This is a genomic window from Jeongeupia naejangsanensis (assembly GCF_016865585.1).
Classification (GTDB): Bacteria; Pseudomonadota; Gammaproteobacteria; order Burkholderiales; family Chitinibacteraceae; genus Jeongeupia; species Jeongeupia naejangsanensis.
The window spans coordinates 157,149-180,453 of record NZ_JAESND010000002.1; the positions used below are offsets into that span (position 1 = coordinate 157,149).

19 protein-coding genes are annotated in these 23,305 nt (G+C 64.6%); 11 read left to right on the plus strand and 8 right to left on the minus strand.

Annotated elements, in window-relative coordinates:
- Nucleotides 1-108 precede the first annotated feature (108 nt).
- Together JMJ54_RS05905 and JMJ54_RS05910 are read left to right on the plus strand one after the other, a co-directional pair.
- Nucleotides 109-603 carry a (R)-mandelonitrile lyase gene (locus JMJ54_RS05905; RefSeq protein ID WP_203537026.1) on the plus strand — a complete coding sequence of 165 codons (495 nt, stop codon included), beginning with the start codon at nt 109-111 and terminating at the stop codon, nt 601-603.
- Between the two features lie 37 nt (nt 604-640).
- A complete protein-coding gene (locus JMJ54_RS05910) occupies nt 641-1,462 on the plus strand; it encodes an SDR family oxidoreductase (RefSeq protein ID WP_203537027.1) in 822 nt (273 codons plus the stop codon).
- Nucleotides 1,463-1,483: 21 nt separating this feature from the next.
- Here the strand turns inward: JMJ54_RS05910 and JMJ54_RS05915 are convergent, their stop codons facing one another.
- The 6 genes from JMJ54_RS05915 to JMJ54_RS05940 form a co-directional block, all read right to left on the minus strand.
- Nucleotides 1,484-1,888 (minus strand): ribonucleotide reductase subunit alpha, encoded by a 405-nt coding sequence (locus JMJ54_RS05915; RefSeq protein WP_203537028.1) that lies wholly within the window; start codon nt 1,886-1,888, stop codon nt 1,484-1,486.
- Nucleotides 1,889-2,012: 124 nt separating this feature from the next.
- Nucleotides 2,013-3,116: an alkene reductase gene (locus tag JMJ54_RS05920; protein ID WP_203537029.1), complete on the minus strand. Its 1,104-nt coding sequence runs from the start codon at nt 3,114-3,116 to the stop codon at nt 2,013-2,015.
- Nucleotides 3,117-3,206: 90 nt separating this feature from the next.
- A complete protein-coding gene (gene curA, locus JMJ54_RS05925) occupies nt 3,207-4,226 on the minus strand; it encodes an NADPH-dependent curcumin/dihydrocurcumin reductase (protein ID WP_203537030.1) in 1,020 nt (339 codons plus the stop codon).
- A 19-nt stretch (nt 4,227-4,245) separates the two neighbouring features.
- Nucleotides 4,246-5,403 carry an iron-containing alcohol dehydrogenase gene (locus tag JMJ54_RS05930; protein WP_203537031.1) on the minus strand — a complete coding sequence of 386 codons (1,158 nt, stop codon included), beginning with the start codon at nt 5,401-5,403 and terminating at the stop codon, nt 4,246-4,248.
- 93 nt (nt 5,404-5,496) lie between these two features.
- A complete protein-coding gene (locus JMJ54_RS05935; protein WP_203537032.1) occupies nt 5,497-6,090 on the minus strand; it encodes a TetR/AcrR family transcriptional regulator in 594 nt (197 codons plus the stop codon).
- 64 nt (nt 6,091-6,154) lie between these two features.
- Nucleotides 6,155-7,123, minus strand: coding sequence for a LysR family transcriptional regulator (locus tag JMJ54_RS05940; RefSeq protein WP_308437979.1), 969 nt, complete (start codon nt 7,121-7,123; stop codon nt 6,155-6,157).
- Between the two features lie 119 nt (nt 7,124-7,242).
- Here JMJ54_RS05940 and JMJ54_RS05945 point away from each other — a divergent pair, with 119 nt between their 5' ends.
- From JMJ54_RS05945 to JMJ54_RS05965, 5 genes are all read left to right on the plus strand, one after another.
- Nucleotides 7,243-7,650: a DoxX family protein gene (locus JMJ54_RS05945; RefSeq protein ID WP_308437980.1), complete on the plus strand. Its 408-nt coding sequence runs from the start codon at nt 7,243-7,245 to the stop codon at nt 7,648-7,650.
- 60 nt (nt 7,651-7,710) lie between these two features.
- Entirely contained in the window at nt 7,711-8,496 is a 786-nt protein-coding gene (locus JMJ54_RS05950) for a dioxygenase family protein (protein ID WP_203537033.1), read from the plus strand.
- A gap of 605 nt (nt 8,497-9,101) precedes the next feature.
- Nucleotides 9,102-10,721 (plus strand): methyl-accepting chemotaxis protein, encoded by a 1,620-nt coding sequence (locus JMJ54_RS05955; RefSeq protein ID WP_203537034.1) that lies wholly within the window; start codon nt 9,102-9,104, stop codon nt 10,719-10,721.
- 47 nt (nt 10,722-10,768) lie between these two features.
- Entirely contained in the window at nt 10,769-13,306 is a 2,538-nt protein-coding gene (locus tag JMJ54_RS05960; RefSeq protein WP_203537035.1) for a LuxR C-terminal-related transcriptional regulator, read from the plus strand.
- Nucleotides 13,307-13,335: 29 nt separating this feature from the next.
- Complete coding sequence (locus JMJ54_RS05965; protein ID WP_203537036.1) at nt 13,336-14,952, plus strand: EAL domain-containing protein; 1,617 nt, start codon at nt 13,336-13,338, stop codon at nt 14,950-14,952.
- Between the two features lie 10 nt (nt 14,953-14,962).
- On the opposite strand, the gene JMJ54_RS05970 is transcribed toward JMJ54_RS05965, so the two are convergent.
- Nucleotides 14,963-15,895, minus strand: a complete 933-nt coding sequence (locus JMJ54_RS05970; protein WP_203537037.1) for an NADP-dependent oxidoreductase — start codon at nt 15,893-15,895, stop codon at nt 14,963-14,965.
- A gap of 47 nt (nt 15,896-15,942) precedes the next feature.
- A complete protein-coding gene (gene pepN / locus JMJ54_RS05975; RefSeq protein WP_203537038.1) occupies nt 15,943-18,579 on the minus strand; it encodes an aminopeptidase N in 2,637 nt (878 codons plus the stop codon).
- Between the two features lie 309 nt (nt 18,580-18,888).
- Here pepN and JMJ54_RS05980 point away from each other — a divergent pair, with 309 nt between their 5' ends.
- The 4 genes from JMJ54_RS05980 to JMJ54_RS05995 all read left to right on the plus strand — a co-directional run bounded on the left by JMJ54_RS05980 (nt 18,889) and on the right by JMJ54_RS05995 (nt 23,266).
- Nucleotides 18,889-20,580, plus strand: coding sequence for a nitrite/sulfite reductase (locus JMJ54_RS05980; protein ID WP_203537039.1), 1,692 nt, complete (start codon nt 18,889-18,891; stop codon nt 20,578-20,580).
- Nucleotides 20,573-21,079, plus strand: a complete 507-nt coding sequence (locus JMJ54_RS05985; RefSeq protein WP_203537040.1) for a DUF934 domain-containing protein — start codon at nt 20,573-20,575, stop codon at nt 21,077-21,079. The genes JMJ54_RS05980 and JMJ54_RS05985 overlap by 8 nt, the downstream gene beginning before the upstream one ends.
- A gap of 186 nt (nt 21,080-21,265) precedes the next feature.
- Entirely contained in the window at nt 21,266-21,700 is a 435-nt protein-coding gene (locus JMJ54_RS05990) for a MarR family winged helix-turn-helix transcriptional regulator (protein ID WP_203537041.1), read from the plus strand.
- 42 nt (nt 21,701-21,742) lie between these two features.
- Nucleotides 21,743-23,266, plus strand: a complete 1,524-nt coding sequence (locus JMJ54_RS05995) for an MDR family MFS transporter (protein ID WP_203537042.1) — start codon at nt 21,743-21,745, stop codon at nt 23,264-23,266.
- Nucleotides 23,267-23,305: the final 39 nt, after the last annotated feature.

Genomic DNA, 23,305 nt, shown 5'->3' on the forward strand with positions numbered 1-23,305 from the left:
CGCGAGGGCGTTGTCGTTTCCGGGCGTTGCTGCGTGGCGGTTGTGCAGGATGGTGGCCAATTGATGATCTGAATTCATAAGTACATGCGGATTGGGCTACTTAATTGCATGAAGCTGAAGGGCTACATTCTCCCCATCGGCTGCCGAGTCAGGCAGCAAGGCATTCACAGGAGATCACCATGGACATCATCCGCAACGGTTCCCGGCCTTCGGCACGCGGCCCGGCCGAGTACTTCACCGGCACGCGGCCCGGCCGAGTACTTCACCGGCACGGTGCGTGTCGATCCGCTGTTTCCGGCCAAGGCGCCGGCACGCGCATTGGGTGTCACCGTCACCTTCGAGCCGGGCGCCTGCACCGCCTGGCACACCCATCCGCTCGGACAGACGCTGATCGTGACCGCCGGACGCGGGCTGGTGCAGCGATGGGGCGGCCCGATCGAGGAAATCCGCCCCGGCGATGTGGCGTGGATTCCCGAAGGCGAAAAGCATTGGCACGGCGCAGTACCGGCGACGGCGATGTCGCACATCGCCATTCAGGAAGTGCAGGACGGCAAGACCGCCGATTTCATGGAACACGTTGGCGCCGACCAGTACTCGGCCTGAATCCGCACCCACCGCTTCACTGAAAAGGAAGGCAACGATGAACAACATCACGGTACTGATCGGCGCAGGCGCCATCGGCGTGGCCATCGCGCGCCGGGTCGGCGCGGGCAAACTCATCCTTGTGGCCGACCTGCGCGAGGACAATGCGGCAGCCGCGGCCAGCGAACTCCTCGACGCCGGATTCGAGGTCAGCACTGCGGTGGTCGATGTCGCGTCGCGGGCATCGGTGCAGGCGCTGGCGCAGGCTGCTGCCGTGCTGGGTAGCGTGACCGGCGTCATCCACGCTGCCGGTGTTTCGCCGTCGCAGGCGCCGCCCGACGTGATCCTGAAGGTCGATCTGTACGGCACGGCGCTGGTGCTCGAGGCGTTCGGCGGGATCATCGCACCGGGCGGGGCCGGCATCGTCATCTCGTCGCAGTCGGGCCACCGGCTGCCGGCGCTGACGGCCGAGCAGGATCGCGCGTTGGCGACGACACCGGTCGACGACCTGCTGGCCTTGCCGATGTTGCAGCAGGTGACCGATCCGCTGAATGCCTACCAGATTGCCAAGCGCGGCAATGCCTTGCGGGTTCGCGCCGAGGCGGTGAGGTGGGGGAAGCGTGGTGCGCGGGTCAATGCGATCAGCCCCGGCATCATCATCACGCCGCTGGCCAGGGACGAACTGAACGGCCTGCGTGGTGACGGCTACCGGCGCATGCTGGCGCTGAGTCCGGCCGGTCGCGCCGGTACGCCGGACGAGATCGCCACGATCGCCGCGCTGTTGATGGGGCCGGACGGCGCCTTCATCACCGGCAGCGATTTCCTCGTCGACGGCGGCGTCACCGCTGCTTACTGGTACGGCGAACTGGCTCCGGCGTGAGTCCGGCGCCTGATTGCAGCCTCAGCCGAACTGCAGCATTTCGCCGTTGCGATCGAAGGCGAGGAACTGGCCGACGTGGCCCTGCTTGATCATGCCGACCATCCGTTCCAGCGGCTCGCTGGCCTCGTCGCTACCCGGCGCGCGGCCGGCACGACCGCCCAGGGCGGCGACAAAGCCGATGTCCCAGCTCTGCGGGATTTGCGCCGATTCGGCCTTGAGCTGGGCGAAATCGGCGATCTCGGACGGCAGCTTGTCGACGCACATCACCGGCTCCAGCGTGCCGCCTTCGCCGCGCTCGAACCGGGCTTTTTCCTCCGCCGTTGCATCGGCGGGCAGTTCGGCACGGGTGAACACGAACAGCAGCCGTTGCGGCTCGGGCTGCTGGCTGGCGGCGGTCAGAAAGTCGGCGAAGCTGGCAATCTGCATGGGGGCATCCTTGTGATCAATGGGTGGGTGCATCGTGACACAGCGCGGGCGTTTGGGGCATAGGTCAAAGGTAGGGCATGAAAAAGCCCGGCAACAGCCGGGCTTTTGGACGGGGTGACGCTGCTCAGTCGGCCAGTGCCGGGTAGTCGGTATACCCGTGCTCGGCGCCACCGTAGAAGGTGCTCTGGTCCGGCGTGTTCAGCGGCGCGCCACGACGGAAGCGCTCGACCAGATCCGGGTTGGCGATGAAGGGCCGGCCGTAGCCGATCGCATCGGCCGTGCCACCGGCAAGGCGGGCTTCACCGGATTCGGCGCTGTAGCCGCCGCACGTGATGATCGCACCGTTGAAATGGCTGCGCAGCGCGGCGCGGAAGGCGTCCGACAGCGGCGCGCCACCGGCCCAGTCCGGTTCGGCGATGTGCAGGTAGGCAAGGCCACGCTTGGCGAACTCGGCGGCCAGATACGTCGCCATCACTTCGGATTCGGCGTCCTGGATGTCGTGGGCGACGAAGTTCGGCGACAGTCGCACGCCGACGTGGTCGGCACCGATTTCGGCGGCGACGGCGTCGATCACTTCGAGCAGCAGCCGGGCACGGTTTTCAAGGTTGCCGCCGTAGGCGTCGGTGCGCTGGTTGCTGTTGGTCGACAGGAACTGGTGCAGCAGATAGCCGTTTGCCGAATGGACTTCGACGAAATCGAAACCGGCGCGCTTGGCGCGTGCCGCGGCGGCCGCATAGGCGGCGACGATGCCCGGCAGCTCGTCGGTCTCGAGCGCGCGCGGCGTGTCGGTCTGCACATTGGCCGGCGTGCCGTCTTCCTGCACGACAAAGCTCTTGGCGCCTTCGGCGCGGATCGCCGACGGGGCGACCGGTGCCTGGCCGTTTTCCTGCAGCAGATGGTGCGAAATCCGCCCGACGTGCCACAGCTGCAGCGACAGCCTGCCGCCCTTGGCGTGTACGGCGTCGACGACGTCCTTCCAGCCGGCTTCCTGTGCATCGGTGTAGATGCCTGGTGTCCATGCGTAACCCTGACCCTGACGCGAGATCTGCGTGGCCTCGGTGACGATCAGCCCGGCGCTCGCGCGCTGGGCGTAATAGGTGGTGTTGAGCGCCGTCGGCAGATCGCCGGGCTGGGCGGCGCGCGAACGCGTCAGCGGTGCCATGACGAGGCGGTTGGCGAGCGTGGCGTGGCCGATGGTGACCGGGGTCAGCAGTTTGTCGAGCGACATGATGTCCGTCCTGTAGGGGATGAAGGTGCGGTAAGGGCGCGTGCCGGCCGGGCCGGCACGCGGTACTGCAAAACGCTTGGGTCTTCGTGATCAGTCGGCGATGCGGACGACGACCTTGCCGAAGTTTTTGCCTTCCAGAAGCCCGATCAGCGCGGCCGGCGCATTGGCCAGACCGTCGACGACGTCTTCGCGGAACTTCACCTGGCCGCTGGTCACCCACGGCGCCATGGCGTCGAAGAACTCCTGATAGCGGTGGCCGTAGTCGTGCCAGATGATGAAGCCCTGCATCCGGATGCTCTTGGTCAGCAGCGTGCCCAGCAGCAGCGACATGCGGTCCGGTCCCGGCGGCAGCGATTCGGCGTTGTAGTGCGAGATCAGTCCGCATACCGGCACGCGGGCGCCGACATTCAGGCGCGGCAGCACCGCGTCGAACACCTTGCCGCCGACGTTCTCGTAATACACGTCGATGCCGTCGGGTGTCGCGGCCGCGAGGTCGGCTTCGAAGCTCGGGCTGCGGTGGTCGATGCAGGCGTCGAAACCGAGTTCGTCGACGACATAGCGGACCTTGTCGGCACCGCCGGCGATACCGACGACACGGGCACCCTTGAGTCTGGCGACCTGGCCGACGACCGAGCCGACCGCGCCGCTGGCGGCGGCGACGACGACGGTTTCACCGGGCTTGGGGTTGCCGATGTCGAGCAGGCCCATATAGGCGGTGAAGCCGGGCATGCCGAGCACGCCCAGCGCCAGCGATGGCCGGGTCAGCGCCGGATCGAGCCTGGTCAGGCCTTCGCCGTTCGACAGCGCGTATGCCTGCCAGCCGCTGAACGACAGCACCAGATCGCCCGGTGCGAAGTCCGGGTGGTTCGATTGCTCGACGCGGCTGACGGTGCCGCCGACCATGGTTTCGCCAATCGCGACCGGTGGCGCGTATGACGGCCCGTCGTTCATCCGGCCGCGCATGTACGGATCGAGCGACAGGTAGAGCGTCTTCAGCAGGACTTCGCCTGCGCCCGGTGCCGGCAGCGTTTCGGTTTCAAGGCGGAAGTTGTCCGGCGTCGGCGCGCCCTTGGGGCGGGACGCCAGTACGATGCGGTGGTTGGTCGTCATGGGGGGGCTCCGTGGAGGATCAGAGGGCGGCTTCGAGCACGCGGCGGCTCACGGCCGGCGTGACGTCCTGCTTTTCGCCGAGGGTGGTCATGCCGTGCGCTTCGAGCTGGCTGACCACCGCATCGACTGCCTCGGTGCCGAGACCATAGTCCGACAGCGTGGTCTTGACGCCCATGGCTTCGAAGAACTCGCGGGTTTTCGCAATGGCGGCGTCGATGCGCTCGTCCTCAGAGCCGTCACGAATCCCCCAGACACGTTCGGCGTACTGGACGAGCTTGGCGCGTTTGTCGGCACGGCGGATTTGCAGCATGGCCGGCAGCACGATCGCCAGCGTTTGCGCGTGGTCGAGTTCGTACAGCGCGGTCAGTTCGTGGCCGACCAGATGCGTTGCCCAGTCCTGCGGCACGCCGGCGCCGATCAGGCCGTTCAGCGCCATCGTCGCCGCCCACATCAGGTTGGCGCGTACCTGGTAATCATGAGGTGTCGCCAGTGCCTTCGGGCCGACCTCGATCAGCGTCTGCAGCAGGCTTTCAGCAAAGCGGTCCTGCACCGGCGCGTCGGTCGGGTAGGTCAGGTACTGCTCGACGACGTGGACGAAGGCGTCGACGGCGCCATTGGCGACCTGGCGCGGCGGCAGGCTGTAGGTCTTGGTCGGGTCGAGCACGGCGAACTTCGGGAACACCTTGGCAGTGTGGAAGGGCAGCTTGGTCTTGGTCGCTTCACGGGTGACAACGGCGCCCTGATTCATTTCCGAACCGGTGGCCGGCAGTGTCAGCACCGCGCCGAGCGGCAGGGCGCTGTTCACAACCGCGCCGCCGCTGGTGAGGATGTCCCACGCGTCGCCGTCGTACTGTGCGGCAGCGGCGACGAACTTGGTGCCGTCGACGACCGAGCCACCGCCGACGGCGAGCAGGAAGTCGATCTTCTCGGCCTTGACCTGCGCCACGGCCTTCAGCAGCGTCTCGTAGCGCGGGTTCGGCTCGATGCCGGCGAACTCGAACACCGTGTGGCCCTTGAGTGCGGCGAGCACTTCGTCATAGGTGCCGTTCTTCTTGATACTGCCGCCGCCGTAGAGCACCAGCACGCGGGCGTTGGCGGGGACCAGCGTGGCCAGGTCGGCAATGCGGCCCTGACCGAAAACGATGTGGACGGGATTGTAGAAGTCGAACGATTGCATGGTGTGCTCCGTTGGATTAGACCGGTCGTCTAGTTGTCGGGTCAAAGAAACGGCACTTGTGGTGCCGTCGTTGGGTGGTTTTGTTTCGTGAACTCAATCGTTCACGTTCAGCATGGTGCGGGTGGCGGCCAGCGCGGTCTGCAATGCGCTGTCGTCGCGGCGGATTTTGGTCAACAGGCTGGCGCCGAGCCAGAGTTGATACAAAGTTGCGGCGGTATGTTCAGGATCAAGTGCCGCCGGCAGCGAACCGTCGGCGAGGCCGGCTTCGACCAGCTTCGCCAGCCGGGCGACGACGCGGTCGGTACCGCTTCTGATCGTGTCGCGGATCGGTTCGGACAGGTCCGAGACTTCGGCCGAGAGCTTGACCACGAGGCACTGCTCCTCGCAGCGGCAGGTGCCCTGCGTCGACAGCCAGCCGTGCCAGTACGCCATCAGCCGCGTTTGCGCGCTGCGGCCATCGTCGGCAAACAGCACGTCGAGCTCCTTCAGATAGTTGCTGAAGTAGTGCTCGAACAGCTCGTTGCCGAACTGCTCCTTGGATTTGAAGTAGTGGTAGAACGAGCCCTTGGGTACGCCGGCGGCGGTCAGGATCTCGGTCAGCCCGACCGCGGCAAAGCCTTTGCCGAGGATGATGGCTTCGCCGGTATCGAGAATGTGCTGCTTGGTGTCGGGTTGTTCGTGTTTCATGCTGTGCACTTTAATTCGAGTAGACCGGTCGGTCTAGTGTTGTTTGCCGTGAAACGACGAACGGTCAAAGCCCGGCATCCCATGGCGGCGTGTCGCCCCAGGCGGCGGCGAGGAAATCGACGAAGCTGCGCACCTTGGCGGACAGGAAGCGCCGGCTCGGGTAGACCGCCCACGCGGTGTAGTCGGGCAGGGCATGGTCGGCCAGCACGCGCACCAGTCGGCCGTCGCGCAGCGCATCGCCGACGAGGAAGGTCGGCTGGGCGATCAGCCCGGCGCCGGCGATCGCCGCCTCGACCAGCACGTCGCCGTTGTTTGCGCGCAGGAAGCCGTTGACCTCGACGCTGTGCGGCGGCGGGCCGGCGAACTCCCAACTGGTGCCGCGATCGGTGTAGCTGTAGCCGAGGCACTGGTGCCGGCCCAACTCATGAGGCGCCGCCGGCGTGCCGTGGCGGGCCAGATAGTCCGGCGAGGCGCAGACGACGACGCGGATCGGCGCCAGCCGCCGGGCGATCAATGTCGACGCCAGCGGCTGGCGGCTGATGCGCAGCGCCAGATCGTAGCCTTCGTCAACCAGATCGACGACGCGGTCGTTGACCGCCAGCTCGATGCCGACCTGCGGCTGCAGCGTGCGGAACCGGGGCAACAGCGGCGCAAGGTGGCGGATGGCGAAAGACACCGGGGCGTTGACGCGCAGTACGCCGCTGGCGATCTGGCTGACGGAGCTGACCGCCGCTTCGGTCTCGGCCAGCTCGGCCAGCAGCGAGACGCACTGCGCGTAATAGACCCGGCCAACCTCGGTCAGCGACATCGTCCGCGTCGTGCGCTGCAGGAGCCGCACGCCAAGATGCGCTTCCAGTTCGGCCAGCTGGCGCGATACGGCGGTGGTCGACTGTTCGAGCCGCTCGGCGGCGCGCACGAAGCTGCCGGCGTCGACGACGGCGGTGAACACCTGCATGGCGGCAAAGCGGTCGATGATGGCGCTCCGATTGACTAGGGAAGAATGATTGTTGCGAATTTCGGGATGATCAATCACATGATCGCATATTTATCCTGATCCGGCGCCGGCCTAAAGTGGCACCACTGCAACGGCACATGCCGAACCGCCTGCAACAGACAGGCCGCCACTCAAGCCACTATCCCGAACGGAGACCCATGATGATCGACCAACGTACCGCCCCCTATGCCGCATTGCTGCTGCGCCTCGCACTCGGCGTGATGTTCCTTGCCCACGGCTTTACCAAGCTGCTGGTGTTCACCCTGCCGGGCACCGCGCAGTTCTTTGCCTCGGTCGGCTTTCCCGGCTGGCTGGCGTATCCGACGACGTTTGCCGAAATCGGCGGCGGCGCACTGCTGATCCTCGGCGTGATGCCGCGCCTCGTTGCCGTGCCGCTGACCCTGCTGCTGGCCGGCGCGTCGACGGTCCACTTCGGCAACGGCTGGTCGTTCAGCAATCCGAACGGCGGCTGGGAATACCCGGTGTTCCTGACCGTGGCTGCGGCGGTGCTGGCACTGCTCGGCGACGGCAAGCTGGCCCTCGTGAAGAGCCCGGCTGCCAAGTAAATCCACAATCCCGAACCCGGATGGCCGATGGCCGTCCGGCGTCGCGCCAGGAGAATGATGATGACCCGACTGCCTACCTTCTATGTTTCCCACGGTTCGCCGATGCTGGCGCTCGACCCCGGCCACACCGGTGAGGCCTGGACCCGGATCGCAGCTGGCTTGCTGCGCCCGCGTGCCATCGTCATGGTCTCGGCGCACCACAACGCGACGATCACCACGATCGGTTCGGCAGCTGCGCACGATACGATCCACGATTTCTACGGCTTCCCGGCCGCGCTGTACCAGCAACGTTACGACACGCAGGGTGACCCGGCGCTGGCACAGCAACTGGCGCAAGGACTGGAAGCGGCCGGCTGGCCGGTCCAACTCGACCCGCAGCGCGGACTCGACCACGGTGGCTGGGTGCCGCTGAAATCGTTCTACCCGGCTGCCGATATTCCTGTCGTGCCGCTGTCGATCAACGCCCGGCAAAGCCCGGCCTGGCACTACCGGCTGGGGCAGCTGCTGGCAGCGCTGTTGCCGGACGACGTGCTGCTGATCGCCTCGGGCAGCCTGACGCACAACCTGTACGAGTTTGAACCGGGCTTCGACGGTGCGCCAGCGCTGCCGTATGTCACTGCATTCCAGGACTGGATGCACGACAGGCTGCAGGCCGCCGATCTGGATGCGCTGCTCGATTACCGGCATCAGGCACCCGCCGCGGAGCGCGCTCATCCGAGCGAGGAACATTTGTTGCCGCTGTACGTGGCGCTGGGCGCTGCCGGCGGGCAGACGCAGGCGCTGCGCCATTACGACGGCGTGACCGAACGCATTCTGGCGATGGACGTTTACGGTTTCACTCGCTGAAAGTTTTTACCGATATTTGTTGGGTGGAATGACCCGGATAAAAGCCGGCGCAGCAATGCGCCGGCTTTTTCATTTTGACCCGAATCCCGATTCGGTCCGCAGGTTGTCATGCCAATTGCATGGCTGCTCAACAGGCCTGCCCCGGGGAAATCCCGGCCTAATTGCCGGAACGACCCGGTTTTCAGCAATTGGCTGCTTGTTTTTCGTGTATCCGGTTCGATGAAATAATGCGCATGAATTTTAAAATAACTAATTGATTTTTATGAATAAAAAATCATAATTTCCAGCCTGAAATCCAGGCGAAGCGTGTCGTTATCAGGCCGAATTGCACAAAAAAACCGTACTGGCACCACCCGTTCGGGTGGAGAGCGCAAATGACGTTGTCACGCCTTGATTTAAGTCAATGTTTTCCCAGATCGGCGTTGTTGGGTGATGTCGCCTTCACTATCCTCCGGCCAATGACATGGCGATGTAATTAATACAAAAAAAGCAATCGTCATTTTTATCGAATGTCATTTTTCCTTACAAATACAGGGTGTGGAGACAAGCATGGAATCTGGAGCCAAGCGGGCATTGCGATGGCCGGCCCGAACGGGAGTGCCGTCATGAAAATCACAACCAAACTGGTGTTGCTGAATACCGTCGGTATCGCGACGTTCGCATTGCTGCTGGGCACCATCTTCGTGAATGTGGCGGCGGTGAAGGCGGACGCCTACGACATCACCGAAAACATCGTGCCGACCCTCGCCACCGTGCCGGACATCAACCAGAACTTTGCCGAGGCACGCCGTCAGGCCTTGTTGTGGGCGTCGGTAGGGCCGGCCGATGAAAATGCGGTCAAGGAGTCTTTCCTCGCCGCGCGGACCAAGCTGGACAAGTCGCTGCAAGCCTATGACAAGGCCATCGAACTCGATTCGCCGGAGATCAAGGATCAGGACCGGCAGTTGTTCAACGTCGTGATGGAGACCACCAAGCAGTGGAGCGCGCTCGGTGATCGATTGATGACCATCGAGGGCAATGAGGCGCAGGTCGAGTTCGTGCGCAAGGTCACCTCGCCGGCGGCCGACAAGGTGTTCGTGGCCGTGAGTGATCTGGTCAAGTTCAACGTCGATCTGGGCAAGCGGCGCAGTGTCGAAGTCGGCGCCGACCTGCGCACCCTGTATGTTGCCGTGACCACGATCGGGGCCGTCGGCTGTATCGCCTTGCTGGTGATCGGTTTCGTGATTTCCCGCAGCATTTCGCAATCGCTGAACCGCCTGCAGCGCGAAACGGCCGACATCGGCAGCACGCTCGACTTCTCGCGGCGCTTTGCCGCCGGATCGCGCGACGAGATCGGTGCGACCGCCGTTGCGCTCAACAAGCTGTTGACGATCGTCCAGCAAAGCCTGGGCACCATCGCCGATGTCAGTCGCAACGTCGGCATGCGTGCCTCGGAACTGGCGACCAATACGCAGGAGCTGTCGGCCGCCAACAATATGGTCAGCAGCTCGTCGTCGGCGATGGCCGCGGCGGTCGAAGAGGTGACGGTCAGCATTGCGCACGTCGCCGAGCGCTCGCAGGAAACACGTGTGCTCGCGCAGCAGGCCGGTGATCTGGCCGCAACCGGCGGCATGGCGATCACCGAGGCGATCGACAAGGTCGACCGGATTGCCGAACGCGCCAACATGACCGCGCAGCAGGTCGAGGCGCTGTCGCAGAAGGCCGAAAACATCAGTACGGTGGTGACGGCCATCAAGGAAATCGCCGAACAGACCAATCTGCTGGCACTGAACGCCGCAATCGAGGCAGCACGGGCAGGCGAGGTCGGGCGCGGCTTTGCCGTGGTCGCAGACGAGGTGCGCAAGCTGGCCGAACGCACCGGCACGTCGACCCAGGAAATCGCCCGGACCATCGAGCAGATGCAGGGCGAGGCGCAGCACACGGTGACGGCAATCCGGCTTACCGTGGAAGAGGTTGCCGCCGGTGTGAGCCACGTGACTTCGGCAGGCGAAGTCGTGGCGCAGATCAAGGGCAGCGCCCAAGCGGTGCTGGCCAGCGTCAACGACATCTCGGATGCGATGCGCGAGCAGAGCATGGCCAGCAACAGCATGGCGCAGGAAATCGAAAAGGTCGCACAGATGACCGAACAGACCAGCGCCAACGCGCAGGGCACCGCCGAAGTCGGTGGCCAGCTACACGACTACAGCCAGGAACTGCTTGGCGTCGTGGCGCGTTACAAGGTCTGACCCCCCGACCCGGCCTTTTGGCCGGGGTATGACTGGAGATCACCGACATGCTGGCCGTCAACCCGCCGCCGGCGCGAACCGTCCTTGTGCCGCGGCCTGTGCTGCAGGCGAGTCTGCTTGCGCAGCTGCAATCGTGCCGCGTTCTTGTGCTGCATGCGCCCGCCGGTTTCGGCAAGACCGGCGCACTGCTGCAATTGTTCAGTTCGCTTGCGCCGGGCTCGGCCCTTTGGCTGGCGCTCGAGCCGACGGACCATCTTCCGCAGCAGGCGGCGCAATCGTTGCTGGTGCAGGCGGGCGAGCGCACGACCACGGTGTTCATCGATGCGCTGGAACGCGTGCCGGCGGCCTGCGAAGGACGCTGGTTGCAGACCGTACTCGATGTGCTGCCGCCCGCGCTGACACTGGTGATCGCGACCCGTCGCTTTGCACCGCACGGACTCGAGCCGCTTCGCATCAGCGGCGGACTCGTCGAGTTCGGAACGCCGGCTTTGCGGATGCGTGGTGACGAACTTGCTGCCTTGTGCCGGGGCGCGGCGGCTGCCCGCCATGCCGATGCCGCAATCTGGGAGCGGGCGACGGCGGGCTGGCCGGCGATTGTCGGCCTGCTGCGTTTGAGCCTGAACGAGCCGGACGCCGAGCCGGATTCGGTGCTGAAGTCGGTCGCCTACCGCGAGCGCGTTGCGCGCTATCTGGACGACGAGGTACTTGCGACCGCCAGTGCGGACGACCGTGCTTTGCTCGCCGGCATCGCGCCACTTGGCGAAGTCCCGGCGGTGCTGTGCGATCGGCTGTTCGAGCGAAGCGATTGCGCCCGGCGGCTGACGGCGCTGGTACGGCAGGGGCTACCGGTCGAGGCGATCGGGGAAGGGGGTTATCGGGTCCATCCGGTGCTGGCCGCGCATGCCGCCAGCCTTGCCGAAGCACCGTCGCCACAGGCGTTGGCGCAACTGCGCCTGCAGGCCGCCGACTGGTTCATCGAGCACGGACAGACCGAAACTGCCGTCGAGCATCTGCTTGCGGCCGGTGCCTGGGAGGCGGCCATGCAGTGGCTGCCCGTACTGACGCAGAACCTGCTGTTCCGCGCGCAGTTCCGGCAGGTGAGCGACTGGTGCCGCACCTTGCCGCCGGCCTACCTGCACGGCAATACCGCCCTGAGTGTCAGTTATGTCTGGAGTCTGTTTTTTGCCGGTGATGTGCAACAGGCGCTGAACGCCCTGAGAGAAATGAAAACGAATATGCGTGGCATGTGTGATCCGCTCGTCGAGCAAACCATCAATCTGCAGGAACTGATCCTGACCGAATTCCCGCAGCATGACTATGCGGTCATCCTGCGTGGTGTCGAAGCGCTGATGCCGATGCTGGAAAGCGTCGGCGACATGAATCGCGGTCGCATCTACAACATGCTGGCGATGATCCAGATCAGCCACGGCGAGCTGGCCGAGGCGGGGGCCGCGCTGATGCAGGCCAAGCGCATCCATCGCGAGGTCGGCAACCTGCAGGGCCTGTTCACCTCATACTTCCTCGAAGCCGCGATCCTGGCGACCGGAGGGGACCTGAAGCATGCGCTGGAGGTACTGGAAAACGCCGACGGCATGCTCCGTTCGCGCGATGCCCGGGCGCAGGCCGGCAGCATGCACGTGTTCTGTGTCGGCTACCGGCTGCAGCTGTTGTACGAACTGGGCGAGTACGATCTGGCGCGCGAGTGGCTGGACCGCTATCAGCGGCTGCACAGGAGCTCGCCATCGGTGCTGTCCACGCTGCTGGCCGGCCTGATCGATGCGCGCCTGACGCTGATCGAAAAAGGTGCCGGGCCGGCCTTGCTGGTACTCGAACGGCTGGCGGACCGGTTCGCGCAGAACGGCGCGGTGCAGCGGCGGATCGGTTTCGAAATGGCCCGCATTGCCATCGTCACGCAGGACGCCATGCGCCTGCGCATGTTCGTCACCGATCTGCTCGATCCTGCCGGACTGCCGGGGCTGCAGGCCTTCATCCATCCGGCCGAAGCACTGGAGGGCGCCGGGGTGGAGGTCTTGCGATTGATGCTGCACGCCGGTAGTCAGGTCCGCGCCGATGCCATGCAGCGTCTGGCTGGAATGATCGCCGACACGGACCGGATCGGCCATGCGTGGCGGCGAATGAAGCTGCATCTGCTGGTGGCCGTCGGCCACCTGTGTGACGGCGATATGGCATCGGCCGGCAAGGCGCTGCAACGGGCGCTGCAGCTGGCGCTCGTCAACGGCACGGTCAGCTCCTTCCTGGACGAGGGTCCGGCGCTGGTCGAACTGCTGGCGAAGCTGTCGGCGCCGGGGGGGCGCGTGCTGACTGCCGCCGAGCAGGCGCATGCCGAGCTGATCCTGGCCGCCCGGGGCCAACGGGCCGTGGTGCGGCCGGCAATCGGTCTGGGCGAGCGGGAACTGGAAATCCTCCGGCTCGTGGCCGAGGGCATGACCAACGAGCAGGTCGCCTTGCGGCTCTGTCTGGCGACGCAAACGGTCAAATGGTATCTGAGCGGCATCTACGGCAAGCTTGGCGTCGGCAACCGCGTCGGCGCCATCGACAAGCTGCGCCGGTTGAATCTGCTCTGATGCCGGTCTCCCGTTCAGGCAATCACGAGTTGAAACGACGATTGCTGCTGATTCTGGCCGCCGTTGGCGCTATTGCGGCCACCAATGCCGGCCTGTTCCTGTTTGCCCAGCGCAGCGTGCAGCACGAACTCGACAGTACCGCCGCCACGCTGGCGAAGCGGGTCGCGTCGGTGCAGGGCCGCGCGCGCGCGCTGGCCGACGACGCCCACCGGCGCTGGCTGGCACAACAGCCGCAGACGAACCCGTGCGACGACGCGTTCACCGCATCGCTGAGACACCTGGCCGACAGCGTGCCCTACGTGAAGGGCATCAGCCTGTTGCAGGGGGCGACGCTTGCGTGCACGTCGCTGCCGGACGTTGCGCAGGAGCAGGTTGACCGGATGCTCGGCCGGCTGTTGGTCGGCGACAACTACCTGCCGGCATCGGCGCTCAATTTCAACAGCCCGGGTCTGGTCCAGTATTACCCGTATGCCGACGGTTTCAATGTCCTGAGCGTCCTGCAGGCCGAGTACTTTCTCGATCTGCTGGGCACGCAGGATCCGGCCCGCTACCGTCAGGTGGTGTTGCGGGTGAAAAGCACCTATCTGCGCTCCGACCGGCAGGTCGGCCCGCATCTGCCCGTCTTAGCCCACGAGTGGGGCAGCGCCGCTGTTCCGGGAGGCGCGCAGGTCTACGTCGAGGCCAGCGGCACGCTGTGGTGGCAATACGTCCGCGACAGCGTGGTGACGTGGAACCTCATCGCGGCCGGCGTGCTGTGGATGCTGCTGGGACTCTGTCGCCGGCTGACCAGCAACGAGCGCGCGTTCGACCGCGTGCTGCGCAAGGCGGTTGCCGGCAGGGTCATCGTGCCGTACTACCAGCCGCTGTTCGACCTGCCCGGCCAAGGGCTGTCCGGCGTCGAGATTCTGGCGCGCTGGCCCTTGCCGGACGGCCGTTTCGTGCCACCCGACGTTTTCATTGCCCGGGCCGAAAAATCCGGCGTCATCGGCGACCTGACCCGGCTGCTGATCGGACGCGTGATCGACGACCTGCCGGCGCTGCGGCTGCCGCCGGGAACACGGCTGGCGCTGAATCTGCCGCCGGAACTGCTCGCCGACGAGGCGCTGTTCGCGTACATCGAGCACTGGGGGCATACGTTGCAGGCGCACCGGCTGCAGCCGGTGATCGAGGTGACCGAACGGAGCTTCGTCACGATTGCGCAGACCGACAAGATCAATGACGTCTTCGGCCGGCTGCGCGACCACGGCATCGAGGTGGCGCTCGACGATTTCGGCGCCGAGTACAGCTCGCTCGGCTATCTGCACCGCTTCCGCTTCGACTACGTCAAGATCGACGGGCTGTTTCTCGACGGGATCGGCAAGCGCCGTGAGGTCGAACGGGTACTCGACGGCGTGCTGAACATCGCGTCCAGTCTGGAGCTGAAGGTCGTGGTCGAAAAGGTCGAGACGCCGGTGCAGCTTGCCTATCTGAATGACCGTAAGGTCGGTGCGGCACAGGGTTATTACTTCGGCCGCCCGGTCTCGATCGATGTCTGGCGTACGGAGGCCGGCGGTTGCGCCCGGCACCGTGGAGGTTGCGACCACAGTGTCGCCGAATGCGAGCAGGAGCGTGCCATCAACGAAGCATCGTTTCCGTGCCCGCGCTGATCCGGCTGGTTCAGTCCGACACGTGCAGCACGATCTTGCCGCGCGCGTGGCCGGTCTGGCTGTGTTCGTGCGCTTCGCGAGCTTCTGAAAGCGGATAGACGTCGTCGATGACCACGGTGACGACGCCGGCATCGATCAGCTTCGCCAGTTCGGCCAGTCGCGCTCCATTCGGCTGGACAACGACCAGTGCACCACGGGCCCGGTGCTGCTGCGCGGTTTCCGGGTCCGGCTCCGAAACCACCGACACCAGCACGCCGCCGGGGTTGAGGCAGGCCCACGAGCGGTCCTGCGTATCACCGCCGATGGTGTCGAACACGACGTCGACATCGGGTGCACGGACGATGAAATTTTCACGGGTGTAGTCGACGACAACGTCGGCGCCGAGCAGGCGCAGCAGCGCCAGATTGTCGGTCGACGCGGTGGCGATCACGTGTGCGCCGGCGTGCTTTGCCAGCTGGATGCCGAAGCCGCCAACACCGCCGGCGCCAGCATGGATCAGTACCCGTTGCCCAGCCTTGAGCCCGGCCTCGTCGAACAGCGCCTTCCACGCGGTCAGCGCGGCCAGCGGCACGCCGGCCGCTTCGTCGAACGTGATTGTCGGCGGCATGATCGCCGCTTCGCTGGCGCGAACGACGACATAGTCGGCGTAGCAGCCGTCACGCGATGCGTCGGGACGGGCATAGACCGCATCACCGGCCTTGAAGCCGGAGACCGAGGCGCCGACCGATTCGACAACGCCGGCGACGTCCCAGCCCAGCGTCAGCGGCAACCTGTGCTGAAGCACGTCGGCCAGCCAGCCTTCGCGGATCTTCCAGTCGACCGGGTTGACCCCGGCGGCCTTGACCCGGACCAGCAGTTCGTCGGCGGCCGGCACCGGCACCGGGACTTCGTCCAGCTGCAGGACTTCGGGTCCGCCGTAGCGGTGAATGCGGATGGCTTTCACGTCGTCCTCCTTGTGGTTTCGAGCGCCCGGTGAGTCTAGTGCACCAATCAGGTGCCTGCGCTCAATGCCTTGCTGGCGATCTCGAAGGTGTCGCCGGAAAGACCCGGTTCGCGGGTGATGCGCTCGAGTTCGGCACGCATCAGCGCGCGGCGTACCGGTTCGACCCGGGTCCAGCGGTTGAAGCACGACGCCAGACGCGCGGCGATCTGCGGATTGAGCTTGTCGAGCTCGATGATCCGGTCGGCGGCAAAGGCATAGCCGTAGCCGTCGAGCGCATGGAAGTGCTGCAGGTTCTGCTGGCAGAACGCGCCGATCAGTGCACGCACCTTGTTCGGATTCCTGATCGAGAACGCCGGATGGCTCATCAGCGCCTGTACTTGCGACAAAGCGCCCGGGCGGCTACTCGTCGCCTGCAGCGCGAACCACTTGTCCAGCACCAGTGCGTCGTCCTGCCAGATCTTGCCGAAGTCGTCGACGAAGGACTCGCCGTCGTCGCGCTGCGCCAGCGCCTTCAGCGCAGCCAGCCGGTCGGTCATGTTGTCGGCGTGGCGGTACTGATTGGCGAGCAGTTCGGCGGTCAGCGGTTCGTCGAGTTCGGCCAGATAGTCGAGGCAGACGTTCTTGAGTGCACGGCCGGCGACGGCTTCGCCGTCATAGCGGTATGGCGCACCGGTGTTGAGCTTCTGGTACGTCGTCAGCAGTTGCGGGCGCAGGCTGCGGGCCAGCGCTTCCTTCAGGCTCTGGCGCACCGCGCAGAGCTTCTGCGGATCGACATCAGCCAGTGCTTCGAACAGTGCAGCGTCGCTTGGCAGCGTCAGCATCAGCGCTGCCAAGGCCGGATCGAGCCGGGTGTCGTTCAGTACGGCGGCCATCGCCGCGACGAATTTCTCCGGTGCCGGGGTGTCGGTTTCGCCGTTGCGGTAGCGTTGCAGCAGCAGGCGGGTTGCGTACTGGTTGGCGGCTTCCCAGCGCGCGAACGCGTCATTGTCGTGCGCCATCAGGAACACGAGGTCGTCGTCGCTGTACGGGTAGTCGAGCTTCACCGGCGCCGAGAAATCGCGCAGCAGCGACGGGACCGGGTGATACGGCACGTTGATGAAGGTGAACGTCTGCGTCGCTTCACGCAGCGCGAGCACGCGGCTGGTGCCGGTTGCAGCAGGTTCGCCTTCGAGCTGCAACGGCAGCTCCTGGCCGCGGCGATCCAGCAGGCCGAGCGCCAGCGGAATGTGGAACGGCAGCTTGGTGTCCTGCCCCGGCGTGGCCGGGCACGATTGCGTGACGGTCAGCGTATAGGTTTGAGCTGCTTCGTCGTACACGCCTTCGACATCAAGCACCGGAGTGCCGGCCTGGCTGTACCAGCGGCCGAACTGTTCGAGGTCGGCGCCATTGGCATCGGCCATGGCGGCGCGGAAGTCGTCGCAGCTCACCGCCTGGCCGTCATGGCGCTTGAAGTACAGGTCCATGCCCTTGCGGAAACCGTCGGTGCCGAGCAGCGTCGCGTACATCCGTACGACTTCGGAACCCTTCTCGTATACGGTCCACGTGTAGAAATTGTTGATTTCCTGATACTCGTCCGGACGGACCGGATGCGCCTGCGGGCCGGCGTCCTCGGCGAACTGGTACTCGCGCAGGCCGCGGACGTTCTGGATGCGCTGTACCGCGCGGCTGCCGAGGTCGGACGAGAACTCCTGATCGCGGTAGACGGTCAGGCCTTCCTTCAAGGAGAGCTGGAACCAGTCGCGGCAGGTGACGCGGTTGCCGGTCCAGTTGTGGAAATACTCGTGCGCGACCACCGATTCGATGCCGTCGAAATCGGCGTCGGTCGCGGTTTCGGGTTTGGCCAGCACGTACTTGCTGTTGAAGACGTTCAGGCCCTTGTTCTCCATTGCGCCCATGTTGAAGTCGTTGGTCGCGACGATCATGTAGGCGTCGAGGTCGTATTCGAGGCCGAAACGCTGCTCGTCCCAGGCCATCGCTTTCTGTGCAGCGGAGAGTGCGTGGTGGCAGCGGTCGGCATTGCCGGGCTCAACGTAGATCTCGATGGCGACATTGCGGCCGGACGGTGTCGTATGGCTGCCGGTGGCCGCGACAAACTTGCCGGCGACGAGGGCGAACAGGTAGGCCGGCTTCTTGAACGGGTCGACCCATTTGACCCAGTGGCGGTTCTTGTCGAGCGTGCCTTCGCCGACGCGGTTGCCGTTCGACAGCAATACCGGGTATTTGGTCCTGTCGGCGATGATCGTGGTGGTGAACTTGGCCATCACGTCCGGCCGGTCGAGGTAGAAGGTGATCCGGCGGAAGCCCTCGGCCTCGCACTGGGTGATGAAGTTGCCGCTCGACAGATAGAGACCCGACAGCGCGGTGTTGGCTTCCGGATTGATCTTGGTGACGATTTCGAGGATCGCCGTGTCCGGCATCGCCGGAATCGTCAGCGCTTCGTCGCTGAGCGTATAGGCATCGGGCAGCAGCGGCGCGCCGTCGAGTTTGACGGACTCGAGCACCAGCGCCTCGCCGTTCAGCACCAGTGGTGCATCGGCGGCCGTGCCGGCATTGCGCTGCAGCACGAGCCGGCTGGTGACGCGCGTGGCGGTGTCGTCCAGATCGAAGGTCAGATCGACGCGGTCGATCAGGTAGGCGGGGGCGGTGTAGTCGAGACGACGGATGGCTTGGCGCGGCAGGGACATGGCGGGCGTTCTTCTTGAATGAATCAATACACGTGGCGTCAGCTTACCGCCGGGATCGGGGACTCACAATTGCAGCAATGCCGGATGCAATGAATCCGGGGGAGGTGTCGCGGTTCGGGGGAGGGGGATGACCGCCGTTCCCCGTCGCTCAGCCACTTATATAGCCAAATCATTGCAACTTATGAAAACTCAGTAATTCAGCCCATATGCCCGCAACTGGTATGATTCCTGCCTCATGGGGCCGTGCGCGTACAGGTTATTACTGCACTTTCGCACCGCTTGTACTCCTTTCGCCGCTTTAGGATTGCGATGTACGTTTACGACGAACTTGACCAGAAAATCGTGGACCAGCGCGTTGCGCAGTTCCGCGACCAGACGCGCCGCTACCTCGCGGGCGAACTGACCGAAGAAGAATTCCGCCCGCTGCGCCTGCAGAACGGCCTTTACATCCAGCGCCATGCGCCGATGCTGCGCGTCGCCGTGCCCTACGGCGAACTGGCCAGTCGTCAGGTGCGCGTGCTTGCAAAGATTGCCCGTACCTACGACCGCGATTACGGTCACTTCACCACGCGGCAGAACCTCCAGTACAACTGGCCCAAACTCGAAGACGTGCCGCAGATCCTCGCCGAACTCGCGATGGTGCAGATGCACGCGATCCAGACTTCGGGCAACTGCATCCGCAACACGACGACCGACCAGTTTTCCGGCGTCGCCCACGACGAGATCGTCGACCCGCGCCCGTGGTGCGAAATCATCCGCGAATGGAGCACCTTCCACCCCGAGTTTGCGCACCTGCCGCGCAAGTTCAAGATTGCCGTCAACGGCGCGGTCGAAGATCGTGCTGCGATCCTGGTGCACGACATCGGCATCAACGTGATCAAGAACGACGCCGGTCAGGTCGGTTTCCAGATCTACGTCGGCGGTGGCCTCGGCCGCACGCCGATCATCGGCAGCCTGATCAAGCCATGGCTCGAGCCGATGCATCTGCTGTCGTACCTGGACGCCGTGCTGCGCGTGTACAACCGTTACGGCCGCCGCGACAACAAGTACAAGGCCCGGATCAAGATTCTGGTCAAGGCGATGACGCCGGAAGCATTCGGCGCCAAGGTCGAGCAGGAGTGGGTGCATCTGAAGGATGGCCCGATGACGCTGACGCAGGGCGAGATCGACCGCGTTTCGAAGTTCTTCACCGCACCGGCGTACGAGTCGTTTGCCGGCGATGACGCCGGTTTTGTGGCCGCGCGCCAGGACAACAAGGGTTTCGGCCGCTGGGTAGAGCGCAATGTGTTCGCGCACAAGCAGCCGGGCTACGCCTGTGTGACCTTGTCGCTGAAGCATCCGGGCGTTGCACCCGGTGATGTCAGCGGCGATCAGCTCGATGCAATCGCCGATCTGGCCGACAAGTATTCGCTGGGCGAGTTGCGCGCCAGCCACGAACAGAACCTGATCCTGCCGTACGTGAAGCAGCGCGATCTGCTGGCGCTGTGGGAAGAGCTCAAGGCACTGAAGCTGGCGTCGCCGACCGTCGGCCTGCTGACCGACATCGTCTGCTGCCCGGGCGGCGATTTCTGCTCGCTGGCCAACGCCAAGTCGATCCCGATCGCGCTGGCGATCCAGGAGCGTTTCGACAACCTCGACTATCTGTACGACCTTGGTGAAATCGACCTGAACATGTCGGGCTGCATGAATGCCTGTGGTCACCACCACGTCGGCAATATCGGCATCCTCGGTGTCGACAAGAACGGTTCCGAGTGGTATCAGGTTTCGCTGGGTGGCCGTCAGGGCGTTGGCGCGAGCATCGGCAAGGTGATCGGCCCGTCGTTCGCACAGGACGAAATGCCCGAAGTGATCGAGAAGATCATCAACGTGTTCGTCGCTGCCCGCGAGGGCGAGGAGCCGTTCATCGACGTGTTCGACCGTATCGGCATGGAGCCGTTCAAGACCAGGGTCTACGCCGGCAAACCGAACGTGCGCGCACCGAAGGAGGTGGCCGATGCCTAAGCTGATCATCGACCGGCAGATCGTCGACAATACCGCGACTTTGCTGCGCAATGCCGAGGATGGCGCCTTTGCCGCCGTGCCGGCGCAAGGCCTCGTGATCGTGCCGCTGGCGCAGTATCTGGCGCAGAAGGCCGAGCTGAATGCACGCGGTGATGTCGGTGTCTGGTTCGCGCCGGATGACGAACCGGAGTTGCTGGGTGCGGATGCTATTAGGCTGCCGCTGATCGCCATCGAATTCCCCGCGTTTACCGATGGCCGCGGCTTCTCGATCGGGCGCTTGCTGCGCGAGCGCTACGGCTTCACCGGTGAACTGCGCGCCTTCGGCGACGTGTTCAAGGACACACTGAACTACCTGACCCGCTGCGGCTTCAATGCCTTCGTGGTGCGTGACGACAAGGACATCGTCGAAGCGCTGAAAGGCCTCGACGATTTTACCGAGTCGTACCAGAGCAGCGTTGCACAACCGATGCCACTCTTCAGGCGCCGGCAGGCCGGTTAAGCTGCCGATGCAGAAAAGCGCACCCGAGGGTGCGCTTTTTTTTTGTGTCTCCGGCGGGGCGCGAGTGAACGTTGGGTTGCGTTTGTCATCCAAACTAATTGCCCTGTTGCAAAGCACGGATTTCGTTGCGCCGTGCAACAGTGGCGATTACATTCAAAACTAGGCACGACCAAATGGAGTTCCACAATGATGAAAGTCGACAAGGATGCACGCCTGCTGCGTGAGCTGGTCTGGCGCTTTGTCTTCGAGGAGCGGGATCAGCTCGCAGCCCTCAACCTGTCCCAGAACAGCCGTGTGCTCGAAATGATGTACCGCGTCGGTCCGATGACGCAGTCCACGATGGGCCAGATCCTGAACTTCGAGAAAAGCTGGATCAGCCGGATGGTCGATCAGCTCGTCGCCGAAGGCTGGGTCGAGCGCACGCCGAATCCGCAGGACCGTCGCAGCAAGATTCTCGTGCTGACCGACGAAGGCAATGCACATGCGCGCAAGATCGGCGCGATGTTCGACAGCCATTCGCGTGACGTGCTCGATCGCCTGTCCGACGAGGCGCGTCAGGACATACTGCGTGCCATTGCCCATCTTGCCGCAGCCTTGCCGCCGCGCGCCGCCGGGCTTTAACGCATGGTGGAAACACGATCGCGGTGGGTATCGGTTGCCGCCATGAGCGGCATCTGTCTGGTCATGATGCTGATCGCGCTCGATCAAACGGTTGTCGGTACTGCCCTGCCGCGTGTCGTTGCCGAGCTGCAGGGCTATGCGCTGTACCCTTGGGTCGCGTCGGCCTATCTGATGACGAACGCGGTGATGATCGCGATCACCGGTCGGCTTGGTGACCTCTACGGTCGCAAGCCGTTCGTGCTGGCGGCCATCGTCCTGTTCACGCTGGCGTCGATGCTGTGCGGCATGGCGCAGAGCATGCTGCAGCTGGTGCTGGCGCGGGCCTTGCAGGGGATCGGTGGTGGCATGCTTGCCGGTGCGGCGTTCGCCTCGGTCAGCGATCTTTTTCCCGACCCGATGCAGCGGGTGCGCTGGCAGGCGATGCTGTCGGCGACCTTCGGGATTGCCACGGCGATGGGGCCGGCGCTCGGCGGCTGGCTGACCGAGCATCTGGGCTGGCGCAGCGTGTTCTACGTCAATCTGCCGATCGGCATCCTGGCGCTGCCCGTGGTATGGCGCTTCCTCCCGCATGTGGTGCATCACGACTCGGATGACCGGACGATCGACTGGCTCGGCGCTGTCCTGCTGGCGGTCGGCTTTTGCGCGATCTTGAACACGACCGAACGTTTTGGCACGATGGGCCTTACCAATCCGTGGCTGTGGGCGATGGTCGCCGGCACCGTGCTGATCTGCTGGTTGTTCATCCGCCATCAACTGCGCAGTCGCGCACCGGTCATTCCGCCGCGCCTGTTCGCCGAAAAAGCGGTGCGGCAGTTGTGTGCGCTCGGATTCCTCACCGGTCTGGTGATGTTCGTGCTGATTTTCTACGCGCCGCTGCTGTTGCAGGGCGGTTTCGGACTGTCGCCGAAAGCGGCCGGCGTGCTGGTGACACCGCTGCTGGTCAGCATCACCATCGGCAGCATCATCAACGGCCGACTGGTGCCGCGTTTGCCGCAGCCGGAAAAACTGATTTCCTGGGGATTGCTGGTACTGATGTTCGGCGCCGCGCTGCTGGCGACGCTGAACGATGCGACACCGCACTGGCTGATGGCGCTGGGCTTTGCGATTTGCGGCCTGAGCCTGGGCTTCCAGTTGCCCAATCTGACCCTGCAGGTCCAGTCCGCTGTCGTCCGTTCCGACGTCGGCGTTGCTTCGGCGCTGATCCAGATGATGCGGATGCTCGGCAGCATGATCGGCGCCAGCGCTGCCGGCCTCGCGGTCGATTTGCGTTATCGCCAGCAGGTGTCGAATGTACTGACCGACGTCCACGTCCCCGAAGTCACGCGCCTGTTCGACAGCCCGCAGCTGCTGGTCCGGGCGCAGGATCAGGCGCAACTGGGGCAACTGGCCGCCAGTCACGGACTGGATGCAGCCGGGTTGCTTGAAGGCGCACGGCAGTCGCTGGTCAGCGGCATTCATCTGGCGTTTCTGGCCTGCATCGTCGTCATCGTGCTCAGTTACCTCGTCGCACGGGGCTTGCCACCGTTCGTGGTCAAGACCCGGGCCGTGCAGGAGCCGGCGCATTGAAGCCCGTCCTGGCATCGGACTCGACCGATTTCGCTGCAT